Annotated in this window: 18 protein-coding genes; all 18 read left to right on the forward strand. The window is 42.3% G+C overall.

The features are described 5' to 3' along the window. Positions 1–40 precede the first annotated feature (40 nt). The 18 genes from HP567_RS17900 (at position 41) to HP567_RS17985 (ending at position 21455) form a co-directional block, all read left to right on the forward strand. Entirely contained in the window at positions 41–172 is a 132-nt protein-coding gene (locus tag HP567_RS17900) for a gallidermin family lantibiotic (protein ID WP_173609174.1), read from the forward strand. A gap of 84 nt (positions 173–256) precedes the next feature. Continuing rightward, positions 257–3463: a lantibiotic dehydratase gene (locus HP567_RS17905; RefSeq protein ID WP_173609173.1), complete on the forward strand. Its 3207-nt coding sequence runs from the start codon at positions 257–259 to the stop codon at positions 3461–3463. Further along, complete coding sequence (locus HP567_RS17910) at positions 3444–5318, forward strand: ABC transporter ATP-binding protein (protein WP_217367012.1); 1875 nt, start codon at positions 3444–3446, stop codon at positions 5316–5318. The genes HP567_RS17905 and HP567_RS17910 overlap by 20 nt, the downstream gene beginning before the upstream one ends. 16 nt (positions 5319–5334) lie before the next feature. Next, positions 5335–6735, forward strand: a complete 1401-nt coding sequence (locus tag HP567_RS17915; protein WP_173609171.1) for a lanthionine synthetase C family protein — start codon at positions 5335–5337, stop codon at positions 6733–6735. Between the two features lie 18 nt (positions 6736–6753). Continuing rightward, a complete protein-coding gene (locus HP567_RS17920) occupies positions 6754–7347 on the forward strand; it encodes a flavoprotein (RefSeq protein ID WP_173609170.1) in 594 nt (197 codons plus the stop codon). A 196-nt stretch (positions 7348–7543) separates the two neighbouring features. Continuing rightward, positions 7544–8263 carry a lipoprotein BA_5634 family protein gene (locus tag HP567_RS17925; RefSeq protein WP_173609169.1) on the forward strand — a complete coding sequence of 240 codons (720 nt, stop codon included), beginning with the start codon at positions 7544–7546 and terminating at the stop codon, positions 8261–8263. A 25-nt stretch (positions 8264–8288) separates the two neighbouring features. Continuing rightward, a complete protein-coding gene (locus HP567_RS17930) occupies positions 8289–8975 on the forward strand; it encodes an ABC transporter ATP-binding protein (RefSeq protein ID WP_173609168.1) in 687 nt (228 codons plus the stop codon). A 24-nt stretch (positions 8976–8999) separates the two neighbouring features. Continuing rightward, the gene (locus HP567_RS17935; protein WP_173609167.1) at positions 9000–10988 is read left to right on the forward strand and encodes an ABC transporter permease; all 1989 of its coding nucleotides are present in this window, start codon (positions 9000–9002) and stop codon (positions 10986–10988) included. Positions 10989–11073: 85 nt separating this feature from the next. Next, a complete protein-coding gene (locus tag HP567_RS17940) occupies positions 11074–11772 on the forward strand; it encodes a response regulator transcription factor (protein WP_217367011.1) in 699 nt (232 codons plus the stop codon). A 4-nt stretch (positions 11773–11776) separates the two neighbouring features. Beyond that, positions 11777–13012 carry a HAMP domain-containing sensor histidine kinase gene (locus HP567_RS17945; protein WP_173609819.1) on the forward strand — a complete coding sequence of 412 codons (1236 nt, stop codon included), beginning with the start codon at positions 11777–11779 and terminating at the stop codon, positions 13010–13012. 71 nt (positions 13013–13083) lie between these two features. Beyond that, the gene (locus tag HP567_RS17950) at positions 13084–13428 is read left to right on the forward strand and encodes a ribosomal maturation YjgA family protein (RefSeq protein ID WP_173609165.1); all 345 of its coding nucleotides are present in this window, start codon (positions 13084–13086) and stop codon (positions 13426–13428) included. A 47-nt stretch (positions 13429–13475) separates the two neighbouring features. Continuing rightward, a complete protein-coding gene (locus HP567_RS17955; RefSeq protein ID WP_173609164.1) occupies positions 13476–14087 on the forward strand; it encodes a DUF4304 domain-containing protein in 612 nt (203 codons plus the stop codon). 158 nt (positions 14088–14245) lie between these two features. After that, positions 14246–14716, forward strand: coding sequence for a hypothetical protein (locus HP567_RS17960; RefSeq protein ID WP_173609163.1), 471 nt, complete (start codon positions 14246–14248; stop codon positions 14714–14716). Positions 14717–15085: 369 nt separating this feature from the next. Then, complete coding sequence (locus tag HP567_RS17965) at positions 15086–15343, forward strand: autorepressor SdpR family transcription factor (protein WP_007729097.1); 258 nt, start codon at positions 15086–15088, stop codon at positions 15341–15343. 16 nt (positions 15344–15359) lie between these two features. Next, positions 15360–15983 carry an SdpI family protein gene (locus tag HP567_RS17970; RefSeq protein WP_173609162.1) on the forward strand — a complete coding sequence of 208 codons (624 nt, stop codon included), beginning with the start codon at positions 15360–15362 and terminating at the stop codon, positions 15981–15983. Position 15984: 1 nt separating this feature from the next. After that, a complete protein-coding gene (locus HP567_RS17975) occupies positions 15985–16740 on the forward strand; it encodes a CPBP family intramembrane glutamic endopeptidase (RefSeq protein ID WP_173609161.1) in 756 nt (251 codons plus the stop codon). A 236-nt stretch (positions 16741–16976) separates the two neighbouring features. Further along, positions 16977–20096, forward strand: coding sequence for an efflux RND transporter permease subunit (locus tag HP567_RS17980; RefSeq protein WP_173609160.1), 3120 nt, complete (start codon positions 16977–16979; stop codon positions 20094–20096). A gap of 24 nt (positions 20097–20120) precedes the next feature. Then, a complete protein-coding gene (locus HP567_RS17985) occupies positions 20121–21455 on the forward strand; it encodes an efflux RND transporter periplasmic adaptor subunit (protein ID WP_173609159.1) in 1335 nt (444 codons plus the stop codon). The last annotated feature ends 19 nt before the right edge of the window (positions 21456–21474 follow it).

Consider the following 21474-nt stretch of genomic DNA (forward strand, 5'->3'; position numbering starts at 1 on the left):
GTTCTGGGTACGAATATTAAAATTTGAGGAGGAACAAAAAATGCAAAACGATCTGTTTGATTTGGATGTTCAAGTAAAAGAGGTAAATCAAGTACAATCGGATTCAGTAGTGAGCGACATCATCTGCACTACATTCTGCTCAGTTACTTGGTGCCAAAGCAACTGCTGCTAATTTAGTTTGACGCTGGAGGAGCATCGCGATAAGCGATGTTCTTCCTTTATAGTCTCACTTCATGCATAGGAAAGAGGGGTATGAATGGCCAAGCAGATGTTAGAGAGGGAGCTGACTACTCGCTACCCTGAGAACAAGAAGGAGGGAAACCTATATGCCTCAGCTGACTTTTTTATGCTACGGGTACCACTGTATCCAATAGAAACCTTCTATGAATCAAATAAAACCAGTGATTATCTAGCTGCTATAAAGGAATATGCGAAGGACGAAAAGGTACGAGAAGCTATTCTCATCTCTAGTCCATCGCTTTACGAAGCATTGCCGAATCTAGAAGGCGATCCTACTTCTCGAAAGACCAAGCAGGCACTATCTAGTTTTGTTCGTTTTTTGTTAAGGATGAGTACCCGTGCCACTCCATATGGCTTATTCGCTGGTGTTGCTCTGGGCTCATTCACTGACAAGACAAACGTCTCTTTGAAAGACTCACACCTTCACCAAAAACGTACACGTCCAGACATGGAATGGTTGCTTGCAATCATTCAGAGAATAGAGCAACGACTAGATGTAGTTAAACAGTTAAAAGTACAACGAAATCACGCTTCCGTACAGGTCGGCGGGCGAATGGAACTTACGTTTGCCACTGAATACGGGCAAATGAAATGGTTAGATGGTAAACAAAAAGAGAGGATTTCTATCCGTGCTACAGAAGTGGTGCACACCGTGTTTGATCTGGCAAAAAAGCCGATCCTATTTGAACAATTAATTGCAAGGTTGATGGAAAAGTACCCTGAGGCGGGGGAGCAGAAAGTAACCGGACTACTATGGCAATTATTTTCTCAAGAATTTTTGATTAGCGAATTACGTCCACCACTCACGGTAGCAACTCCATTTGCTTATGTGATGGAGCGCCTTGCGTTACTTGATGGTGTACAGGATATATATTCAGAATTAGCTGCGATTCAAGCAAGAATGAAACAGTACGATGGACTTCCGATTGGAACAGGGATACAAGGCTTTCAAGAATTAATTACGCGGATGAAGGTTCTTGAAGCAAGCATTATGCCCGTACAAGTAGACCTCCATGTAGGTAATCACAGCGTATCTTTACACAAGGGTATAGGTGAAGAAGTAGCAAAAGCGGTGGAATGTCTGTGGCGACTATCCTTACCACAGCGAGGAGCAGCCCATCTAAGAAGTTACCATAAGGACTTTTTGGAGAAATACGGAACGTCAAGAGAAGTCCCCGTTTTGGAGCTTCTTAGTGATGAGGTTGGTTTAGGGGCTCCAGCAGGATATATGTTTCCACAAAGCAGTCGAAGAGAGCCAGTGTCGCCTCTGAAGTATTCTGAGAAGCGTGAAGCTAGTTTGATGAGAAAAGTAGTTCATGCGATTGCAACAAAAACAAGAGAAATAGAAATTACTAATGATCTTCTCGACCAGCTAGATACAGAGCCAGTAGATACGAAATATGCACCGGATTCCTTGGAAATGTACGTGGAGGTAATCGGACCCTCACAGGATGCAATCGATCAAGGAGACTATCTACTAGAGGTAGCACCCATGCCTGGTTCAGCTAAGGTGGGTCAATCGTTTGGGAGATTCTTCGATATACTCGGACCAGAAGCGATAGAGAAACATGAACAGGTCCATAATCAAATACAGGAACAACATGAAGATGTGATCTTTGTTGATGCCAATTATCTTTCAGCCGTTGGTCGTCATGCCAATATCGTACTCCACCCATCCGTTAGCAAATATGAACTGGCCATTGGTACGAATTGCTCAGAGAAAACTCTACATTCCCTTCAACTTGAGGATATTGTGGTAGGTGCCACTATAGAGCATTTCTATCTGAGATCCCGTACACATGGAAAGAAACTAATTTTTTCATCGGATAATATGCTTAATTTCAAGAATGCTCCAAATATTTATCGTTTCTTGCGTGAAGTTTCTATGGAAAATGTACGTCTTTGGAGTCCATTCTCTTGGGGGAATATGGATGCCTCGCCGTATCTTCCACGTGTTCGATATGGAAAAACCATCTTATCACCTGCTATTTGGAAGGTGACACCAGATTCTCTGGGACTGAAGGGAGATCCGAAAGAAGACAAAATCTGGAATGAAGCTTTTGCTACATGGAGAATCGCGTGGGATCTACCACGATATGCGTACATGGCATTCGGTGACAACCGTATTTTGTTAGATTTGGATAATCCTTATCATGTAGAAGAGTTGCGTACAGAATTGTTTAAGACAAGCAGCATTCAACTCCGTGAAAAAATCGGGGGTACAGAAGAGTATTGGGTCACTGGACCAGAGGGGCATTTTTCGATGGAATGTGTGGTTCCATTACTGAGAAGACCACATATTGAGAAGAAAAAAAATACCCCCTCCTATCAAAATGAAAATGTTCTATCTAAGGAGCAATACACAAAACTTCCTGGAAGTGATTGGCTGTTTTTAAAACTGTATGGGGGCCACCAGAGACAGGATGAATTTATCGTTGATCAGATACGTGTGTTTGCCGATTCCATGGTTAAAAAAGGAGCGGCAGACGAATGGTTTTTCATGCGATACATAGACCCGGGCCATCATATTCGCCTCCGTTTTCACGGCAAGCCCGAAAAGCTTATGCAGGAGATTTTTCCAGAACTTTACCCTTGGATTCAAGAGTGTCAACGAGAAGGATTCATTCAAAGAATGGTCATTGATACATATGATCGCGAAGTAGAAAGATACGGTGGACCATCGATCATGGCTGATGCGGAGCGAGTATTTGCCAAAGATAGCCAGACGACTGCGAATCTTTTGAGATTATTGCGGTTCCGTCAAACGAATCTACCTGACTATGTTTTGGCTACGATTAGTATTATTGACATGATGACTAGATTCGGACTGGGTTTCGAACAGCAACTGGCATGGATGGAAATGCGTGTAAAAAAGGATGCCCATAGAGAAGAATTCCGAAAATGGCGCAAACCATTGCTTTCTCTCGCTGATCCGCGGAACGATTGGCAAGGATTGCGTAGTCATCCAAGTGGGGAAGCCATTTGTGAAGCAATGGCCTTGAGAGCGGATGTAATGGAGGATTTTGGAAGGCTTGTAGCTGAGGGTGAACAAAACCATTCTCTTTGGAGTTCCCCATCGATGATCATGGGCAGCTTGATCCATTTACATTGCAATCGCTTATTTGGAGTAAGGCGAGAGATGGAAGATAAAGCGATGGCCTTTGTACGCCATACTTTACACAGCCAGCTTCACTGGAGGGAGAATGTTGGTGACTCCGTTTAAGCACAACAGCAATCGATTAGAAACGATTCGAAATGTATTTGTTTCCTTCTCTCATTGGCCGAGCGTTTTTCGTTTACTGTATCAAACAAATCCTCGTTACTTTGCGATTGTTATGATATTGACGATTCTAAGTAGCTTGATTCCTGTAGGTGTGATTATTGCCACGCAATCATTAATTAATGCGGCAGTCGCCATTTCTGCAGGTGGAGGGATCGTTCCGCTTATTATCGCGTTTGGGCTGTTCGCGTTTCTCGCCGTGATCCGCGATATTCTCAAACATGTTGACCTGGTCTATAAAACGTTGTATCAAGAACTGTTATCCAATCATGTAAACCTATTGATCATGAATAAAGCTACGCGACTTCCTTATTCAAGTTTTGAGGATGCCGGAATCTATGACCAGCTTCAACGAGCAAAGCAAGATTCCACGTTTCGCCCCTATCAGTTATTTCAACAGGTGATAAGTATTATTAGTAATGTGATTGTATTACTGTCTGTATCCGCTATGCTGATCGCTTGGAAGTGGTGGCTAGCAGTATTTTTGCTCTTACTACCTATTTGTTCTACTTTCTCATTTATTCGATTAGGACAAGAGGAATTCATGATTGACCACAACCGAGCTTCTGATCGTCGTAAGCAATATTATCTGATGAATTTATTGACCAGCGATTCATCAGTAAAAGAACTAAAAATCTTTCAACTTGGCCCATTTCTGGTCGAGAGATATCGCAAATATTACGAGCGATTTTTTAATCAAGACAAGGCAATGGTGATAAAAAGGACAAAGGTGGCTCTTGGGTTTCAAGCTCTGTCACTTCTTGCTGTAGTATCGATGCAGTCGTATGTCGTATGGGAAACGATGTTAGGTACGATTGCAGTAGGCAGCTTGATAGCGTTTATCCAAGCGATATCTTACACCCAAACAACCTCCACAGATCTTATGCAAACGATCTTTAACATGTATCAAAACAATCTGTACATTAGTCAGTTATTTACATTTCTAGCAGTGCCAGATGAAAACAGATTAGCAATTTCAGAAAGTGATCCATGTGAGAAAAACGCGTCTGGTTTAGAGTTTCGCAATGTCTCGTTTAAATATCAAGGTGTCGAGTCCTATGCATTACGGAATGTAAGCTTCGTCATTCGTCCAGGAGAAACGCTAGCATTAGTAGGAGAGAACGGTTCAGGAAAATCGACCATCGTAAAATTAATTACGCAATTGTATCAACCGACAGAAGGCGAAATCTTGTATGATGGTAAGCCAATTTACCACTATGAGGAGAATGAATGGCGCCAAAAAATTAGCGCCTTGTTTCAGGATTTTATTAAATATGAGATGGCAGTCAATGAAAACATTGGCTTTGGTAACTATCTAAAAGCTGATGATGAAGCAGCAATAATCGATGCAAGCAAACAGGCCGGAGCAGATGAAATGATTAAACGTCTTCCGCAGCAGTTTCATACTCAGCTTGGAAAATGGTTTGCGGATGGGTATCAGATTTCAGGGGGACAGTGGCAGCGTATTGCCATCTCTCGTGCTTACATGCGCGATGCGGATTTATACATTCTTGACGAGCCGACAGCAGCACTAGACCCTCAAGCAGAGCAAGAAGTATTCACTCGGTTCCGTGAAATGCCCCAAAATAAAATGGGATTATTTATTTCCCATCGATTCTCAACTGTTCGATATGCCAACCAGATTCTTGTCCTAAAACAAGGAGAGATCATTGAAGCGGGTACACATAAGGATCTACTAGCAGAAAACGGCGTTTATGCATCTCTTTTTCACATGCAGGCTTCTTTTTATCTGGAAGAAACGGATGAATCGACAAGACAGATGGTTGGACAAATGTAAAAGAGAGAGGAAAAGTATGGAGACAAATAAAGCAGTGGTAACGACTAATCCAGCATGGAAAGGGATGAAAAATGAAGAGTTAAGAACAAAGGCTTTATCTACTGCGCTCAAGGTAGCCGAGTGTTTGAGAGATCCCATTCAAGTAGAAAAAGTCGTAATGAATAAAGATAACATCAGTGTCGTAGGGCCGATTCATCAACATCCTTGGGGGGCTGCTACTCTTTCTCACGGATATCCCGGTACGATACTCTTTTTTGCCGAGCTGGATCGACATTTCCCTGATCAAGGTTGGAATATAGTTGCTCATGAACATCTTCTTGCTCTTCAAGAAAAAATTAAGGCCGTTGGAATTTCAAGCGAATCCATGTTTGGTGGAGTAGCAGGTATTTGCTTTGCTACGCTGGTAGCTTCACGCAATCGGGAGCATTATCAGCGTTTTCTTGGACAGCTGGATCAATTGCTCGCTAAACGAACTGCGGTCATACTTGAAGATGAGTATGTCCTTAATAAAAAAAGAGGGGGAAGTAATCCTCATATCTATGATGCTATTAAAGGTGTAGCAGGCATTGGACGGTACTTACTGGCAAGTAAGCAAATCGATGTTCTTCATGCCGCCTTACAGGATGTTTTGCAATATCTCGTATATATAAGTCAGCCAAGAGATTATGAAGATGGTAGAAAAATACCAGGGTGGTACTTGACCCAAGAGATGCAGTATTTAGACATTGATAAAGAGTTGTATCCGAAAGGAAATTTTAACGTAGGACTTGCTCATGGGATTCCCGGACCATTAGCCTTATTATCACTTGCTTTGAAAGAAGGAGTAGAAGTAACTGGTCAGAGAGAGGCAATACGTAGCATAGCTGAATGGTTGGTGCGTTGGAAGGAAAAGGACGCTAATGGGATTATGTGGAGAGGTAGAGTGAAATTAGAGGAAGAGCTAGGGGAAGAAGTGCTTTCTCCGCAGTCGTTTCGACGTGATGCATGGTGCTATGGCACACCAGGGGTAGCTCGTTCGCTCTATCTAGCGGGTGAAGCTTTGCAAGATTCATCTTATTGTCATCTGGCTATTCAAGCTTATGATAATGTTTTCAAGCGATCAGAAAGCGATTGGAATCTGTACGCAGATACGTTTTGTCATGGAAAAGCGGGGCTTATGCAAATGACGCTTAGAATGGCAACAACTACAGATGACGAGCGCTATCAACCACATATCGCGTATTTAGCTAAGTGCCTAATAGATAATTTTAATCCGTTACTCCCTTTTGGTTATCAAGATATAGAACCAAATGGTGACGGAAAAGTAGGGCTCAATAAGGCAGGCGCACTTGAAGGTGCAGCCGGTATTGGTCTTGCTCTTCTTTCTGCAAGCAGTAATCAAGAGCCACAATGGGATCAGCCATTCCTGTTGGCCTAGAAGAGGAGAAATCAAAGGATGACACACGATCCATTTCTGAAGGAGAAGAAACTTTTGCTCGGAATATCAGGCTCGATTGCCGTTATAGGAGTGTCTCCTTATCTTAGTATGTTTCGAGCCCTTTTCAAAGAGGTAAAAGTCGTGATGACTGAACAGGCGGCAACACTCATCCCGCCGTCTACGATTTTATTTTACTGTGACGAGATATTTATAGATGAAGAGCCTAGTCTTGAGAAAAAAATGAACCACGTTGAGTTAGCACGGTGGGCAGATCTGTTCGTTGTTTTGCCAGCGACGGCGAATGTAATTGGACAAGCTGCAAACGGACTTGCCCCTAACTTGCTAACCTCCACTATTCTAGCGCATCCAAAACCCGTTATGTTCTTTCCAAATATGAATCGATTAATGTGGACAAAAAATGTGGTTCAGCGAAATGTAAACCAGCTCCGAGAGGACGGTCACATTGTTGTGAATCCAGTAGAAGCTATGGCTTATGAAGTAGCATCTGGCACCACGCAGCCTAACTTCGTCTTGCCACAAGGACCATCGGTGATGCAGGAAATGAGAAATGTATTACTTGAACGAGAAGAAAGCACAACTACATCTGTATAAGAGAAAAGACTGCTTCGGCTTCTTTTGCCAGTGAAGCGGTCTTTTTTGATTTATCCTGCGGGAAGAGACTGATGCTTGGCTCCATTCTTACTAAATTGTAAGAAAGAAGGTCAAAATCGTTAGACTAGAGTCATTCAATTGCAGGAAAGTCTCGTCTATAATCCAGACATAAATAGTTTATAAGGGAGCAATTAAGATGAAAAAAGTAATAGGTTTCTTGTTGGCGATTGTCATTTTTGCAGGGATTGGATTCGGAGTAAACCGATATGTAGAAGGTCCATCACAACCGGTCGATGGCGTTCTCGTAATCGGCACACAAAAAGATGCGAATAAGGTCAAAGAGTTGTATAAAGATAACACCAAACAAGCGATGGACTACAAAATCAAATTGGTTACAACGAAAAAAATTACGAAATTGTCAGAGCAAGGTCAGAAAGAAACAGGTCAAGAATTTGATACTAGAGAGATCAAATATTCGGTTGTTACTCGATCCACCGCTGAGCAATTCGTCAAGAAGGGGATTCTCAGAGCCAGACAAGAGCCAAACAGCACATCTATTATTTCAGACCCTGTTACTAGCATAAAACAATTATCGAATGGTCAAAATCTGTTTTACTCTTATAGTGATGATGAAATGAAGAATGGCCAAATTGATTTGAACGGCAAGATGGTACCTGTAGCCCATGTAAACCATCAGATGTGGATCGGGTATATACCACAAGCGGAGCTTGTTATCGTTGACGACCAGACTTACAACCAATTAACCGAAGCAGAGTCAACGCTCTCCTTGATCCAGTTTGAAAATCGCAGCTTCGATTATAAGAAGAAAGATCAGGTGAACCAAGTCTTACAAGAAATCGGGAACGTATACGCAAATAGTGAAGACAAAGTAAACTTCGTAGACGTACAAGATTGAGTTTGGTTGATGAGAGGGTGACTGTATGGAAGTTGTACGAATGGAAAACGTAGTAAAAAGTTATGGGGAAGGAAATAGCAAGGTAGATGCATTAAAGGGGATTCACCTTACGATTCAGCAAGGAGAGTTTGTTTCCATCGTTGGTGTTTCCGGCTCTGGTAAAAGTACACTGCTACATATTTTAGGCGGGTTGGATCGTCCAACTTCTGGACAAGTATTCATTGGGGATCATAATATTTACGATTATACAGATGATGAGCTTTCGATATTCAGAAGAAGAAAAGTCGGGTTTATTTTTCAATTTTTTAATTTGATCCCGGTATTGAATGTCCAGGAAAATATCGCGTTGCCCATGTTATTGGATGAGGAACCGATAGATATGAAGTATCTGGATGAACTTATTGAAATCCTGGGTCTCCATGAACGGAAAGACCACTTGCCTTCCGAATTATCGGGAGGTCAACAGCAACGGGTCTCCATCGGCAGAGCCTTAATGAATCGGCCGCATTTGATTTTGGCCGATGAGCCCACTGGGAATCTGGATACACGAAATACGAAGGAAGTCATAGATTTATTACGATTGACTGCCAAAAAATACAATCAAACCATTGTCTTGATTACTCACGATCTCGCGATTGCTTCGGCTTCTGACCGGATCATCACGATAGAAGACGGTACGATCATTTCAGACCAACGGCTTGCTGCGAATTAGCTAAAAGACTGGAGGAGAATGATTTTGATCAGCAGCTATAAACAATTAAGCAGCAAGTATTTAAAGGGGAATATGAAACGAACGATTTTGACTTTGATCGGAATCATACTCTCTGTAGCGTTAATTTCGACAGTCGGCCTTTTTATGAAAGGATCACAACTATCCCAAATCGAGAATATCAAGAAGTTAAACGGGTTTTCTTTTCATCTCAGTATTTCCAATTACGATGAACCACTATTAAACAAAATCAAATATAATCCCCAAATTGCTTCGTATGGTTTGATGTCACAGGGGGGGATCGTTCCGGTTGGAGATGGAGATGTTTCTGTTCAAAAGAATTTCGCTGATCATAGCGCATTGGAGTTTTTAACCTACAGTCTCGCTGATGGCAGATTACCTGCCAATGAGCATGAAGCAGCTGTCGATTCATGGACGCTTCCTTTTTTGAAAAAGGGTCTTCAGATCGGCGATTCCTTTGAATTGGATGGTCAAACCTATCAACTGGTTGGTTTACTGGATAATCGGGCGTTCACTCAGAGAAATAAAGTGGGTCGTTTCCTAACCTATAAACATGATTTTGCTATCGGAGAGGGTAGGATCTTAGCCGGAATCAACGAGAAAGCGGACTTTAAAGAGGTAATAGATGAGATAAAATCACTTACGAAAGACGAGAATCTGGTTATCAATGAGGAATTGATCAAAGTTTTGAAACCGGGGTCGAATCAATCGATTTTGGCCGTGCTCGTTATCGTCATCAGTATTGTTGTGATCGCGACAGTTGTGGTGATTTACAACGCTTTTCAAATCAGCGTCGTAGAGCGGATGAAGCAGTTCGGGATGCTCCGAAGCATCGGTGCTACGCGAAAGCAAATTAGACAAATCGTGATGAGAGAAGCGGCTGTGTTGGCTGTCATCGCCATTCCGGTTGGACTTGTATGTAGCATATTGGCGGTCGCTGCTCTCCAATCCATTTTCTCGATCATTTTAGAAGAGGGTGCAGGTGTTTCGTTCTTTCATATCGATTGGTGGATTTTATTCATCAGTTCGATCATTACGCTGACGGCCGTACTAGCGTCGAGTTATTACCCAGCTTTTTTTGCGGGCAGAATATCCCCACTGCTGGCCATCAGCAGCAGGTTATCCATCAAAAAAGAAGCGATTAAAAAACATAAGAATAACGTGTTGAAAAAGCCGTTATCTTTTCCTTTGAGCCTAGCCTTGAAAAATGTCAAAAGAAATAAAAATCGTTATACCATCACGATTCTATCCATCATTATATCCAGCGTCTTGTTTATTACTTTCTCGTCAATGATGGATATGGCATTTGCATCCAAATATGTGAAGGACTTATCTGCGAAAACTGATCTATCCATCTACCTGAAACAAGATCATGATGATTCTTTAGCAGAAAGACAGCAAATTTTGGAGCTTTTGAAGTCAGTTGAAAATGTATCCGGAGTGAAGGAACAGGACCTCCATTTTGAAATCGAATTGAAGGATAAGACTCAATCTCTTGCAACTGTTACTCACATCGAGGACTCTGTTGGAAAAAAACACGCCATTTCCATTGTAAATCACATTGATGAGAATAAAGTGAAGAAAGATTCAGAGCTCGTCATAAAAGTGCTGGTATACAGTTTTATCACAGTCATTTCTTTGATTGGCAGTCTCAATATCCTTAATACAATTACGATCAGCATCATCATCAGACGAAAAGAACTTGCTGCGTTAAAATCCATAGGCATGTCACAAAGAGATTTGAAAAAAATGATCATCTATGAAGCGCTGATTTACGGTTTTTCTGGAAGTTTGCAAGGGATCTTTTTCGGTTGTATACTGTCTTATATTATCTATTTGGCGGCTTTCGGTGTCTTGAGGGTCGAATGGACGATCCCCTACGAAGCTTGTCTCATTACGTTTGTTTCAGCTTTGATCATCAGCTTTTTATCTGTTCTATTGCCACTGAGAAAAATTCAAAAAGATAATCTTATCGATGTGATCAGGGAACAATGATAAAATGGGCCTGGCTATTTTATAGTCGGGCTTTTCGGATTGGTCAATGGCTGAACACTGGAATGAAAATGAGGAGAGGACAACCTTGCATAAAATATTGCTCGTGGAAGATGATGAGGCGCTTGGTCTAGCCATCGAATTCTCATTGAGAAATGAAGGCTATGAGGTAGTCAGAGCCTCTAGTGTAAAAGAAGCCAAACACCAGTTTGAACTTCAACCTTTTGATTTGGCGATCCTAGATGTCGGCCTTCCAGATGGAAACGGCTATGATTTATGTCTGCATTTCAAAAAACAAAACGATTCATCGGTTGTTATCTTCTTAACGGCCTTGGATGAAGAAGCTAATGTAGTAATGGGACTGGATATTGGCGGAGACGATTATATAACGAAACCATTCCGAGTCAAAGAATTCATGTCCAGAGTGAAAGTGCAATTGCGCAAACGTGGACGGTTGCAAACATCTTCTATCACTTTAGTATCTGAAAATATAAAAATGGATACGAACCTCGTCAAGGCTTATAAAAATCAGGAAAGCATTCCATTAACCAATCTTGAATACAAGCTTCTGCTTACTTTCATGATGAACGCCCATAAAGCACTAAAAAGAGATGATCTCTTGATGAAAGTATCGGAAGGAGAAGATGCTTTTTTTGATGAAAACACGCTTTCTGTATACATCAAGCGTCTAAGAGATAAAGTGGAAGATGACCCCAAAAATCCGCAGTTTATCGTCACCCAAAGAGGATTAGGCTATCGGTGGAATAAGGATGTGAGTAGCGAGTAAGATGATGAAGAATACCGAATTGAAAGGGTATATGACGATACTGGCCGTTCTGTTATCACTATTTACCATTCACCAGATTATTGCCCATCAACTGTTTTATGATGCTGTGAAAAGCGACTCCATTGCAACCTGGGGTGAAATTACGGCTAGATTGGTTGAACAAAATCCCGAGAATGAAGCGGAAATTATGAAGGTCTTAACAAATCACGCATCTAATTCAAATGAGTATCGGGAAAAAGGAAGAGAGCTCTTTAGACAGTATGGATTATATGAAGATTTGGAGTCAGAGCTTTTTCCCCTATTAAATAAACATATTTCCAGCCATAATCAATGGATTTATTGGGGATTGATTTGTTTCGGATTGATTCTGCTAGGCGCAAGCTATATGCAATTCAAGATGGTCTTCCATAAAATCAGACAACTTACTTCCGCAGCTAAAAAAATAATCGACGGGGACTACTCGGTAGTCATCAATGAAAATAAAGAAGGGGATCTTGCCAAACTAGCGGCTTCCTTTCGTTCCATGAAGGATATTATCCGAAAAAGCATGCAGGATCTTCTGGAAGAGAAAGAGTTTTTAGCACAAATTCTGCAAGATATCTCCCATCAATTAAAAACGCCTCTTTCCACGATATCCATATACAATGAAATGTTATTAAATGCAGAGCTGCCTCGTCAGCAGCAAGTTCAACTTTTGCAAAATAATGAAGTTCAAATCTCCAGAATGAATGTCTTAATTCAAAATTTGTTAAAAGTAGCGAAAATCGACGCCAGAGCTATTTCGTTTGTTAAAGAACCAGCCAATTTGGTGGAGACGATCGAGGAAGTTATAGACGGCTTGGCAAAGATGGTCATTGATAAGGATATAGCGATTGACTGGGATGCCCCCAAGGAAATCGTCGTTGTTCACGATAAACTATGGATGCAGGAAGCTTTGATGAACCTGCTGAAGAATGCGATCGAACATTCAAAACCCGGCAGTACAATCATCATTCACGTAAAAGATACGCCTATTTATACGGAGTTGGTGATTCAAGACTTTGGAGAAGGAATTGCAACTAAGGAATTGGCGCATATTTTTGATCGATTTTACAAAGCAACAGGTTCTAACAAGCATGATTCGACTGGGATTGGATTGGCGCTAGTCAAAGCCATTGTCGAAGCACATCGTGCCTTGATTAAAGTGGAGAGTGAGAAAGACAGCTTTACAAAATTTACGATTACTTTCATAAAGTTTTGATTACGCGTAACAAGCACTCCACGTGTGGATGGAGACCCAGGGGTGGCTATATCGTAGCCGTTTTTGCTGTTATGGCTTTGGGTTTAGGGTCCAGAGTATTCGACGATGTGTTGCCTGTCTTTGTAGCTGAGCATTTTGGCGATGCATTATGGGCGTGCATGATCTACTTCGGCTTTCGTACTTGTTATACTTATAAAAAGATTTCTTTTTCACTGTGGTGTAGCCTCGCGTTTTGCTTTGCGATCGAAGGCAGCCAATTGTATCAGGCCGGTTGGATCATTTACCTACGGGAGACAACGCTTGGGGCATTGGTTTTAGGAAAAGGCTTTTTGACGGCGGATCTTGTGCGGTACACGGCGGGAGCAGCCATCGCTGCCTTGCTCGACCTAGCCTGGCCTTGGCGTAAGCGCTCCTGATTTTGTGCGGATGTACGACATACCAAAAAAATCTTCTAGGAGGGATCATGTTGCAGCAGCTCTTTACCGATATGATGAAACAGGACGTAAAGCCGTTCCTTTCTAAGCGTGGCTTCGCAAAGAAGGGTTTGAATTTCACTAAGAAAACCGAAAGCCTCATCTACATGTTCAACTTCCAAAAATCTGCTGGCAATGCAGCGGACCATGTAATGTTTTATGTGAACTGTGGTATTTATGCAGCGGAGTTGGCACAAATACAATCGAGAGAGATTCTAACAGCACCTCTAGAAGCGGAGTGTCACTTCAGAGCAAGAATGGGGGAGATTGTTGAGTCTGTACCAGATCGATTTTCAATCACTCCGGATACGAATATGGATGACGTAAGAAAAACACTTCTAAGTGGACTAGAAGAGGCGATTCATTTCTATGAAGCGATGACCAGTGCCAGATCTATTGTGGATTATTACACTTCAGGGCCATTTTTACATCTGAGCGAAGAGAGCTTTCATTTGCTATTCCAATCCAATGATGTAGCAGCGGCTAAACATTATTGGAAGGCTTTGCACGAAAAGTACGGAACAGAAAAGCGATGGACCATATTCGAGAATAAATACACGGCCATCTTCACTAAATATGGAGTGGAATTTGATAAGCGATAAAAACAGCGGTCAGTCTAAGACTCTATATGCAGGTCTTAGGTGGCCGTTGTCTCATTTAGTGGAGTTAGCACAAAACCAATTTTTGGCAAAATGGGCGAACGAGTTAGGCGTTAAATCCATAACGTAAAGTGTGTGAAAGCCAATGGAGGAGGGAATATATGTACGGGTGGTATCCGCAAGAGGGTTATTATCCAATTTCGGCGGGAGAAGGCAGACACTACAACGATTACGAATTACTGAGACACATTGCCAGATTAGAGCGACGTCTGGCGGAAGTACAAGAAGCCTTGTCAGCATGTACGAAAAAGAATGACGCATTAAAAAAGGATTTAGAAGTTGTCAGACAGCAAAGCACAGTGCAAACTCAGAATGATCAAACCTATCAACAACCAGCAGTAGATAAAGTAAATGTCAAATGCATAGCAGCGACAGGGACATCAGTAACCTTTGAAATATCGGGAAGAAGTTTAACATTTGATAGCGATTATTATGGGAAATATGTGGGCGATTATACCCCTGGAAAAGTATACGTAGCCATGGCGGATTATGGAGCGGGGCAAATCTATCTAACCATTAAGGATGATAATGAAATTTGGCATACCTTTAGATATTCACGAATCCAATCGTAATTGACAAGATGTGCTCATGAAAGTCGGCGGAAACAATAGAATGAGATTGCTCGCTTAGATTGATTCTTGTCGAGTGATATATCCAAGGATACTGACTGCGTGTTGCCAGAAAATGCTTATGTCACTCGACATTCTACTTACTTTGGAATTACTATGGAAGTAAATACTTATCTGAGTTAGGATAAACTGTATCAGAATGGTTGGATAAATTTTGTAATTTGTGGTAGAATTGATATGGAAATGAACGATTCAAAAAACTTCCTCCTTCCAGTTGTGCCTTACGAGCTGGCACAAGGCATTTTTCAATTCAATATTTAGATAAATTCCTAAATATCTAAAAATGACGTATGAAAGTAGGATCGATTGATTATGTCAATGAATTACGCATTTAAGGCACTCTCTGATCCCACAAGAAGAAAGATTCTTGACCTTTTGCGGGAGAAAGATATGACGGCTGGAGAAATTGCCGATCATTTTCAAATGACAAAGCCCAGCATCTCCCACCACCTCAGCTTGTTGAAACAGGCACAAATGGTTTACGACGAACGAAAAGGGCAAAACATTTACTACTCTCTGAATACGACCGTTTTTCAAGACTTATTAAAATGGTTTATACAATTCCATTAGAAAGTGAGGGAGTCACATGAATAAGTCCAATTTGTCTCTATTATTATTTGCCATCAGTGTAGTCATAAGTGTATTTTGCTATCCCTCCATGCCGGATCAGATGGTCATTCATTGGGGACCAAATGGTGAACCGAATGGTTTTGCGCCTAAGGTTGTGGGTGTAGCCTTCATTCCGGTTGTGATGCTGTTTCTCTTCGTGGCTGTTCGCAGTCAAAAACAGTATTACCAAAAGTTCCAAAGCAGTCACGATACAATCTTGCATACATTAATGATCGTACTTCTCGTCATCCATAGCGTGATAATCGCATATGGATATGGGTATATGTTAAATATTGGGATATTCGTAACCCTTATTTTGGGGATTCTGTTTGTAACAATAGGGAATTTTATGCCTCGTTTTCGACATAACTATCTGATTGGGATACGCACGCCATGGTCACTCGCTAGTGAAGAGGTCTGGAAAAATACCCACCTACTGAGTTCCCGTGTGTTCTTCATCGGAGGAATTCTCATCATGCTCACCTCATTCTTACCAACAACTTTACATTACATCCTAATGTTGATCATTGTGTTGGTGACAATTCTGATTTCGATCGCAAGCAGCCACTACTATTACAAAAAAACAGGAAGGAGAAAGTAAAATGAAAAACTTGAAAATAGCATTTCTGTTATCGTTGGTGAGCGCTATCGGTTTTATCGCAGCTATTCCCTATTTGCTGGCAATTGGCGGGGATGCATTAGCCCTGGTACCTCTCCCGATCCCGGTTGCAATGGCAATTTTCGTCTTACAGGGAACCATCATGGCGTTTCTGTTTTCGTGGATTGGATTGACTTTCGCAACCAAGGTTGGATTGGATGCCCCTGTCCTTCGGAAGTGGTTATATAAAACGGGTGGAGAGTCCTTTCATAAAAAGGGAATCATTCAAGCAGTCATCTTTGGATTTGCAGCAACAGGTCTGCTGCTCCTACTGGAATTCGCCGTTTTCCAACCATTACTACCAATCTTGGCAGAAAAAGCCCAAGACGTAGAAGTGTCGGTTTGGGCAGGCATCCTGACAGCCATTCAAGGTGGAGTATACGAGGAAGTCATGGTTCGTTTATTTATGATGACCATGATCGTGTGGATTTTGAGCAAGTTATTCGGACGTAAATCCTCCCCTAAGCCATGGATGTACTGGGCAGGCATCATTGGGGCAGCCCTTATATTTGGGCTTGGTCATCTCCCTGCGGCAAATGTTTATTTTGGTGAGATTACCCCGCTTTTGTTCATTCGCACGCTCGCCCTTAATGGGGTGGCAGGTATATTATACGGATACCTCTACTGGAAGCGCGGGCTGGAGTACGCAATGATTGCACACGCGATCGGGGATATCGTCCTTCATGGTTTCATTAAATAAGACCGTTTCCCTCACATTCCGTGTGAGTAGAAAACATACAATTTTTTAACATTTCGAGAGCTTAATCGAGTAAGCAGATCAAAAACTCCGTCGTAAGGTGGTTTTTGGTCTTCTTTCTGTTTGTTCAAAAAGCGGTATGAAAAACAAATTTTAATTTTTATGGAAATTTATTGAATACGGAAAAAATGAGGGGTAATATAGAGAATGGAATTTATTAGGAATGAGGGGGGCATGCCTTGCGTTTTCTAACGAATTTTTCTCTCAGAAATTCAACAGCTATCATTATTATGAGCCTGCTTATCGTAGTTAGTGGAATCATTGCCGCCATGTCTCTCAAGGTAGAGAACATGCCGGATATCACTTTCCCTGTGCTTCTAGTCAATACGACTTATCCGGATGCATCACCAGAAGATGTTCTCGATGATGTAACGAAGCCATTGGAACGTGAAGTTGGGCATGTAACGGGCGTTAAGGCAGTGGAGTCATACTCAAGCAACAATAGTTCCACGCTACAGGTTTACTTGGAGACCGGTTCAGATGTACAAGCTGTCAGGGACGAGCTGGAAAGAAGAATCTCCAGTATCGCGCTTCCCAGTAAAGTAAACAGACCGCAAGTAATGATTCAGGGCTTCAGCAATCAACCCGTCTATTATCTGTTCGTGACAGGACAGGATAAGGAGAGTGGACTCGATCATTTTGACAACGATGTAAAAGAAACCGTACTCAAAGAGTTAGAAGGCATTGAAAGTGTTGATAAAGTATCAACAATAGGCGGGCAATTCAAAGAAATGAAAATCCTGCCAAAGGTAGATGCGCTAAACTACTACGGAATCTCTCCGTTGCAGTTGAAACAGCTTTTACTTGACAATCACGTAGCCCTGCCTATCGGTTCGATCATCGAGGATGGGGAAGAGCGCATCATTCGCGTGGTGAGCCGTTACCTCACAGTGGAAGATATTCGTAACACCAAGATATTCCTCCCAAGTGACCCTAAAAATGGGCTTACCTACGTAAGGCTTGGCGATATCGCTGAAATCAATTTTGATGAAGTCGTTAATTCGATCAGCCGCTATAACGGAAAGAATGGAATTAACATCAATATTTACAAAACGCGTGACGCCAATGCGGTAGAAACCGGTGATGCCATTAATGCAAAATTATCCCTTTTGAAAGAAGAGTACCCGAACTTAACCTTTACCACGATTTATGATACTTCTGTCGATATCAAGAATTCGATTAACGGCATGCTCAAGGAAGGCTTGCTTGGAGCTATTATGGCTTCTGTAGTCATTTTGCTGTTTTTACGTCATGTAAAAGCGACCCTCATCGTCCTAGTCTCGATCCCAACATCCATCTTAGTAAGCCTGATTTTCATGTCCTGGATGGACATTACTCTCAATATGATCACACTGTTCGGGATGGCAGTGGCTGTAGGACGAGTCGTGGATGACAGTATCGTCGTTATCGAGAATATTTTCCGCCATTTGCAATTGAACAAAGAACGCAAGGAAAGCTTGATTCAAATCGCCACCCACGAAATGCTACATGCCATTACCTCATCGACTTTTACGACAACCGCCGTATTTTTACCCATTGTATTTGTTGGGGGGATGATCGGAGAAGTATTCCGCCCATTTGCACTAACCGTCGTCTGCTCGCTGTTTGCCTCACTATTAGTAGCCGTGACGATTGTTCCACTGTTAGCCAAGCTGATGATTTTAAAAGACCACAATATCAAGGAATATGAACATGGGAAAGGGTCTGACACGTACAGGAAGTTGCTTCAATGGTCACTCAACCGCAAGCCTGCTGTCGGATTTCTGTCACTCGTTCTATTTGTCGCAAGTCTAGCGCTTCTCCCGTATATGAAATACGGTTTGTTTCCTGATCCGGAAGCGAAGTACATATTCGCACAAGTAACGATGCCAAAAGGTACACAACTAGATGGACTCGATCAAACGGTTGCCCAGGTCGAAAGTAAATTGATGGAGCAGCCTGAAGTAGAGTACATAGAAATCAATCTTGGCTCTGAAAATGAAGCGGAAATACGCCAATCGAACCAAGCCCTCTTACTAATCAAAATAGGGCAAGATGTGAATCTCGACCAAACCATCAAAAAATTTGAGGGAATCGTCAAACCTATGATTCCACTAGGAACCGAAATGGCCTTGACGAAACCTGGTAGCAGCGATACCAACAAGTTCAAGGTGATTCTGTATGGACCAGATCTGGATCGTTTGAAAGAGGCAAGCGAAATTGTCAAATCAAACTTGAAAGTAAGTCCGCTGTTGACCAACGTGAAGGACAATCTGAATGATTTCAAAAATGAAGTTGTCATCAAAGTCGATAGAGACAAAGCCTCGGAACTGGGCGTTTCCCCTGTACAGGTGGCTCAAGAAGTCAACCTCCTGGTCTCGGATACCCGAATTGGCAAGATCAAAGTCGACGACAAAGACTATAGTCTCTTCTTTGGACTCAGTGAAAACCATGCGAAATCGTTAGAGGAACTGAATAATATCTACATCCAAACACCAAGCAAGCAACAAGTTCGTTTGGTGGACTTTGCCGAGATTGACCAAGAAAAAGTTCAATCACAAATCATGCGCAAGGACGAAAAACAATTCGTGCAAATTACAGCAGATATCACGAGCGACAACAAAGGCGGAGCGAGTAATTTCCTGTTTGCGATGTTGCAAGCGGAAAAATTGCCTGCTGGAGTTACATTGTCATCTGAAGGTGTCTCAAGTGACATGGAAAAAAGCTTTAAAGATATGCTTTTAGCCATTGGTGCAGCGATTTTTATCGTCTACATCGTCATGCTCATCACTTTTGGCAATGCTACAGCTCCGCTCGCGATTCTACTGTCCCTGCCACTTGCTGTGATCGGCGGATTATTTGGTCTGTTCATTTCGGATACCGTTCTCGATATAACGGCACTTATCGGCTTTTTGATGCTGGTCGGAATCGTTGTTACCAATGCAATTGTGTATGTGGACAATATCCAGCAGCGAAGACTGGAAGGGGCTTCTATGCGTGAGGCAGTTGTCGAAGCTGGCGTTACCCGCGTACGACCCATTATTATGACGGCTGTTGCGACAGTCAGTGCGCTCTTGCCACTTTACCTCGGCTTTTCTGAAGGGGCCTTGATGACTAAAAGCTTGGCGATTGTGGTCATTGGTGGACTCGTTACTTCGACGATCCTGACCTTGTTCGTGGTTCCTATCGGGTATGAATTGCTGTATCGGATCAAAAAAGAGTTTTTTGCCCCTGATACCAAAGAAGCGGAGATCGAGCCAAGTGAAGATATGTTCATTTCCGTACTGAGAAGTTTACGCGATATGAAAAAGTCTGGGTAAGGCAGAGGGAGGAGTTTACTTAACATGAAGAAGACGAAGCTAATCAGCTCAGGCGTGGCATGTCTTTTAGGCTTGACAATACTGTCGGGATGCAATTCACAATCCGTAGACAATACCAATTCAAAAGAAGGACGAACACCAACCGAAAGCCAGTCCGGTACTGAGGTTGAAACCATTAAAGTGGAGAATTCCGTTGATGTTCAAGTAGAGGAAGTCATAGAAGGAGAACTCAAAGACTCTGACAGGTTGCTTGCGGAGGTATTCGCTAACACGGATGTGAGTATTTACGGCAAAACTACCGGAACCGTCTCTCAAATCCTGATAAAGAAAGGGGATACAGTCAAAAAAGGACAAGTCATCGGAAAGCTGGATCAAACCGAAGCGCAATTGAAACTGCGCCAAGCTGAGGCAGCATTAGCAGTCGCCAACGCAAATCTTGAGCATTCCAACAAAATGGGGACGTCTGGCGAATTGGCTAACAGTCAACTGAAGCAGGCGGAGCAAACCTATGCGAGTGTCAAGCGTACGATGGAACAAGGATTGACGCTCGCGCAGGCAAATTACAACCGCTCAAAAAAGCTGTTTGAACAGAAAGCTTTGTCCAAAGGTGAGCTTGAGAATGCGGAAAACGCGTATCTGCAAGCAAAAAACCAGTATCAAAGCCAGCTGGATCAGGCGCAAACCGCTTTGATTACTGCACGGTCACAAGTGAATACAGCCGATAAAAATGGACGAGTCACGCAAGCAAATGTGCAACAAGGAAAGGTTGAAGTGGATATTTCTAGGAATGCATTGGAAAACACACTGATCAAATCAACAATTGACGGCATTATTACCGATATCCAAGTCCAAGAAGGCGATACAATCAACCCGCAAAAGCCTATTGCAACGGTAATTAACCTTGACCCGATGATTGTGAAGGTGAATGTGTCTGAAAAAGCGTTGGCAAGCTTTCAAAAAGGAACACAGCTAAATTTGCAGGTTCCGTCTCAAAATATCAAGGTCAAGGGCAGTATTACCTACGTGGGACTAAAGGCTTCTGACCAATCCAAGCTTTTCCCCGTGGAAATAGAAGTGCCAAATCCAAAAGGCACGTTACTACCCGGAATGAAGGCAGAAGTCTCTTCAATCAATGGACAAGCAGGGATTCTCATACCAACAGATGCGATCCTCGAGCGAAATGGGAAATCGGTAGCCTACGTCGTGAATGGAGAAAGAGTAGCTGAGAAGGAAATCTCGATTGCTTCGAAAGGAACGGAGAAGACACTAATCAGCTCTGGAGTGAAACCTGGAGACAAGGTAGTTATCAAGGGGCAATCACAATTAAAAGATAATGCAAAGATTCGCATTGTTCCCTAAGTAATAGCGAGGAGGATAC

This window comes from Brevibacillus sp. M2.1A (assembly GCF_013284355.2).
GTDB lineage: Bacteria > Bacillota > Bacilli > Brevibacillales > Brevibacillaceae > Brevibacillus.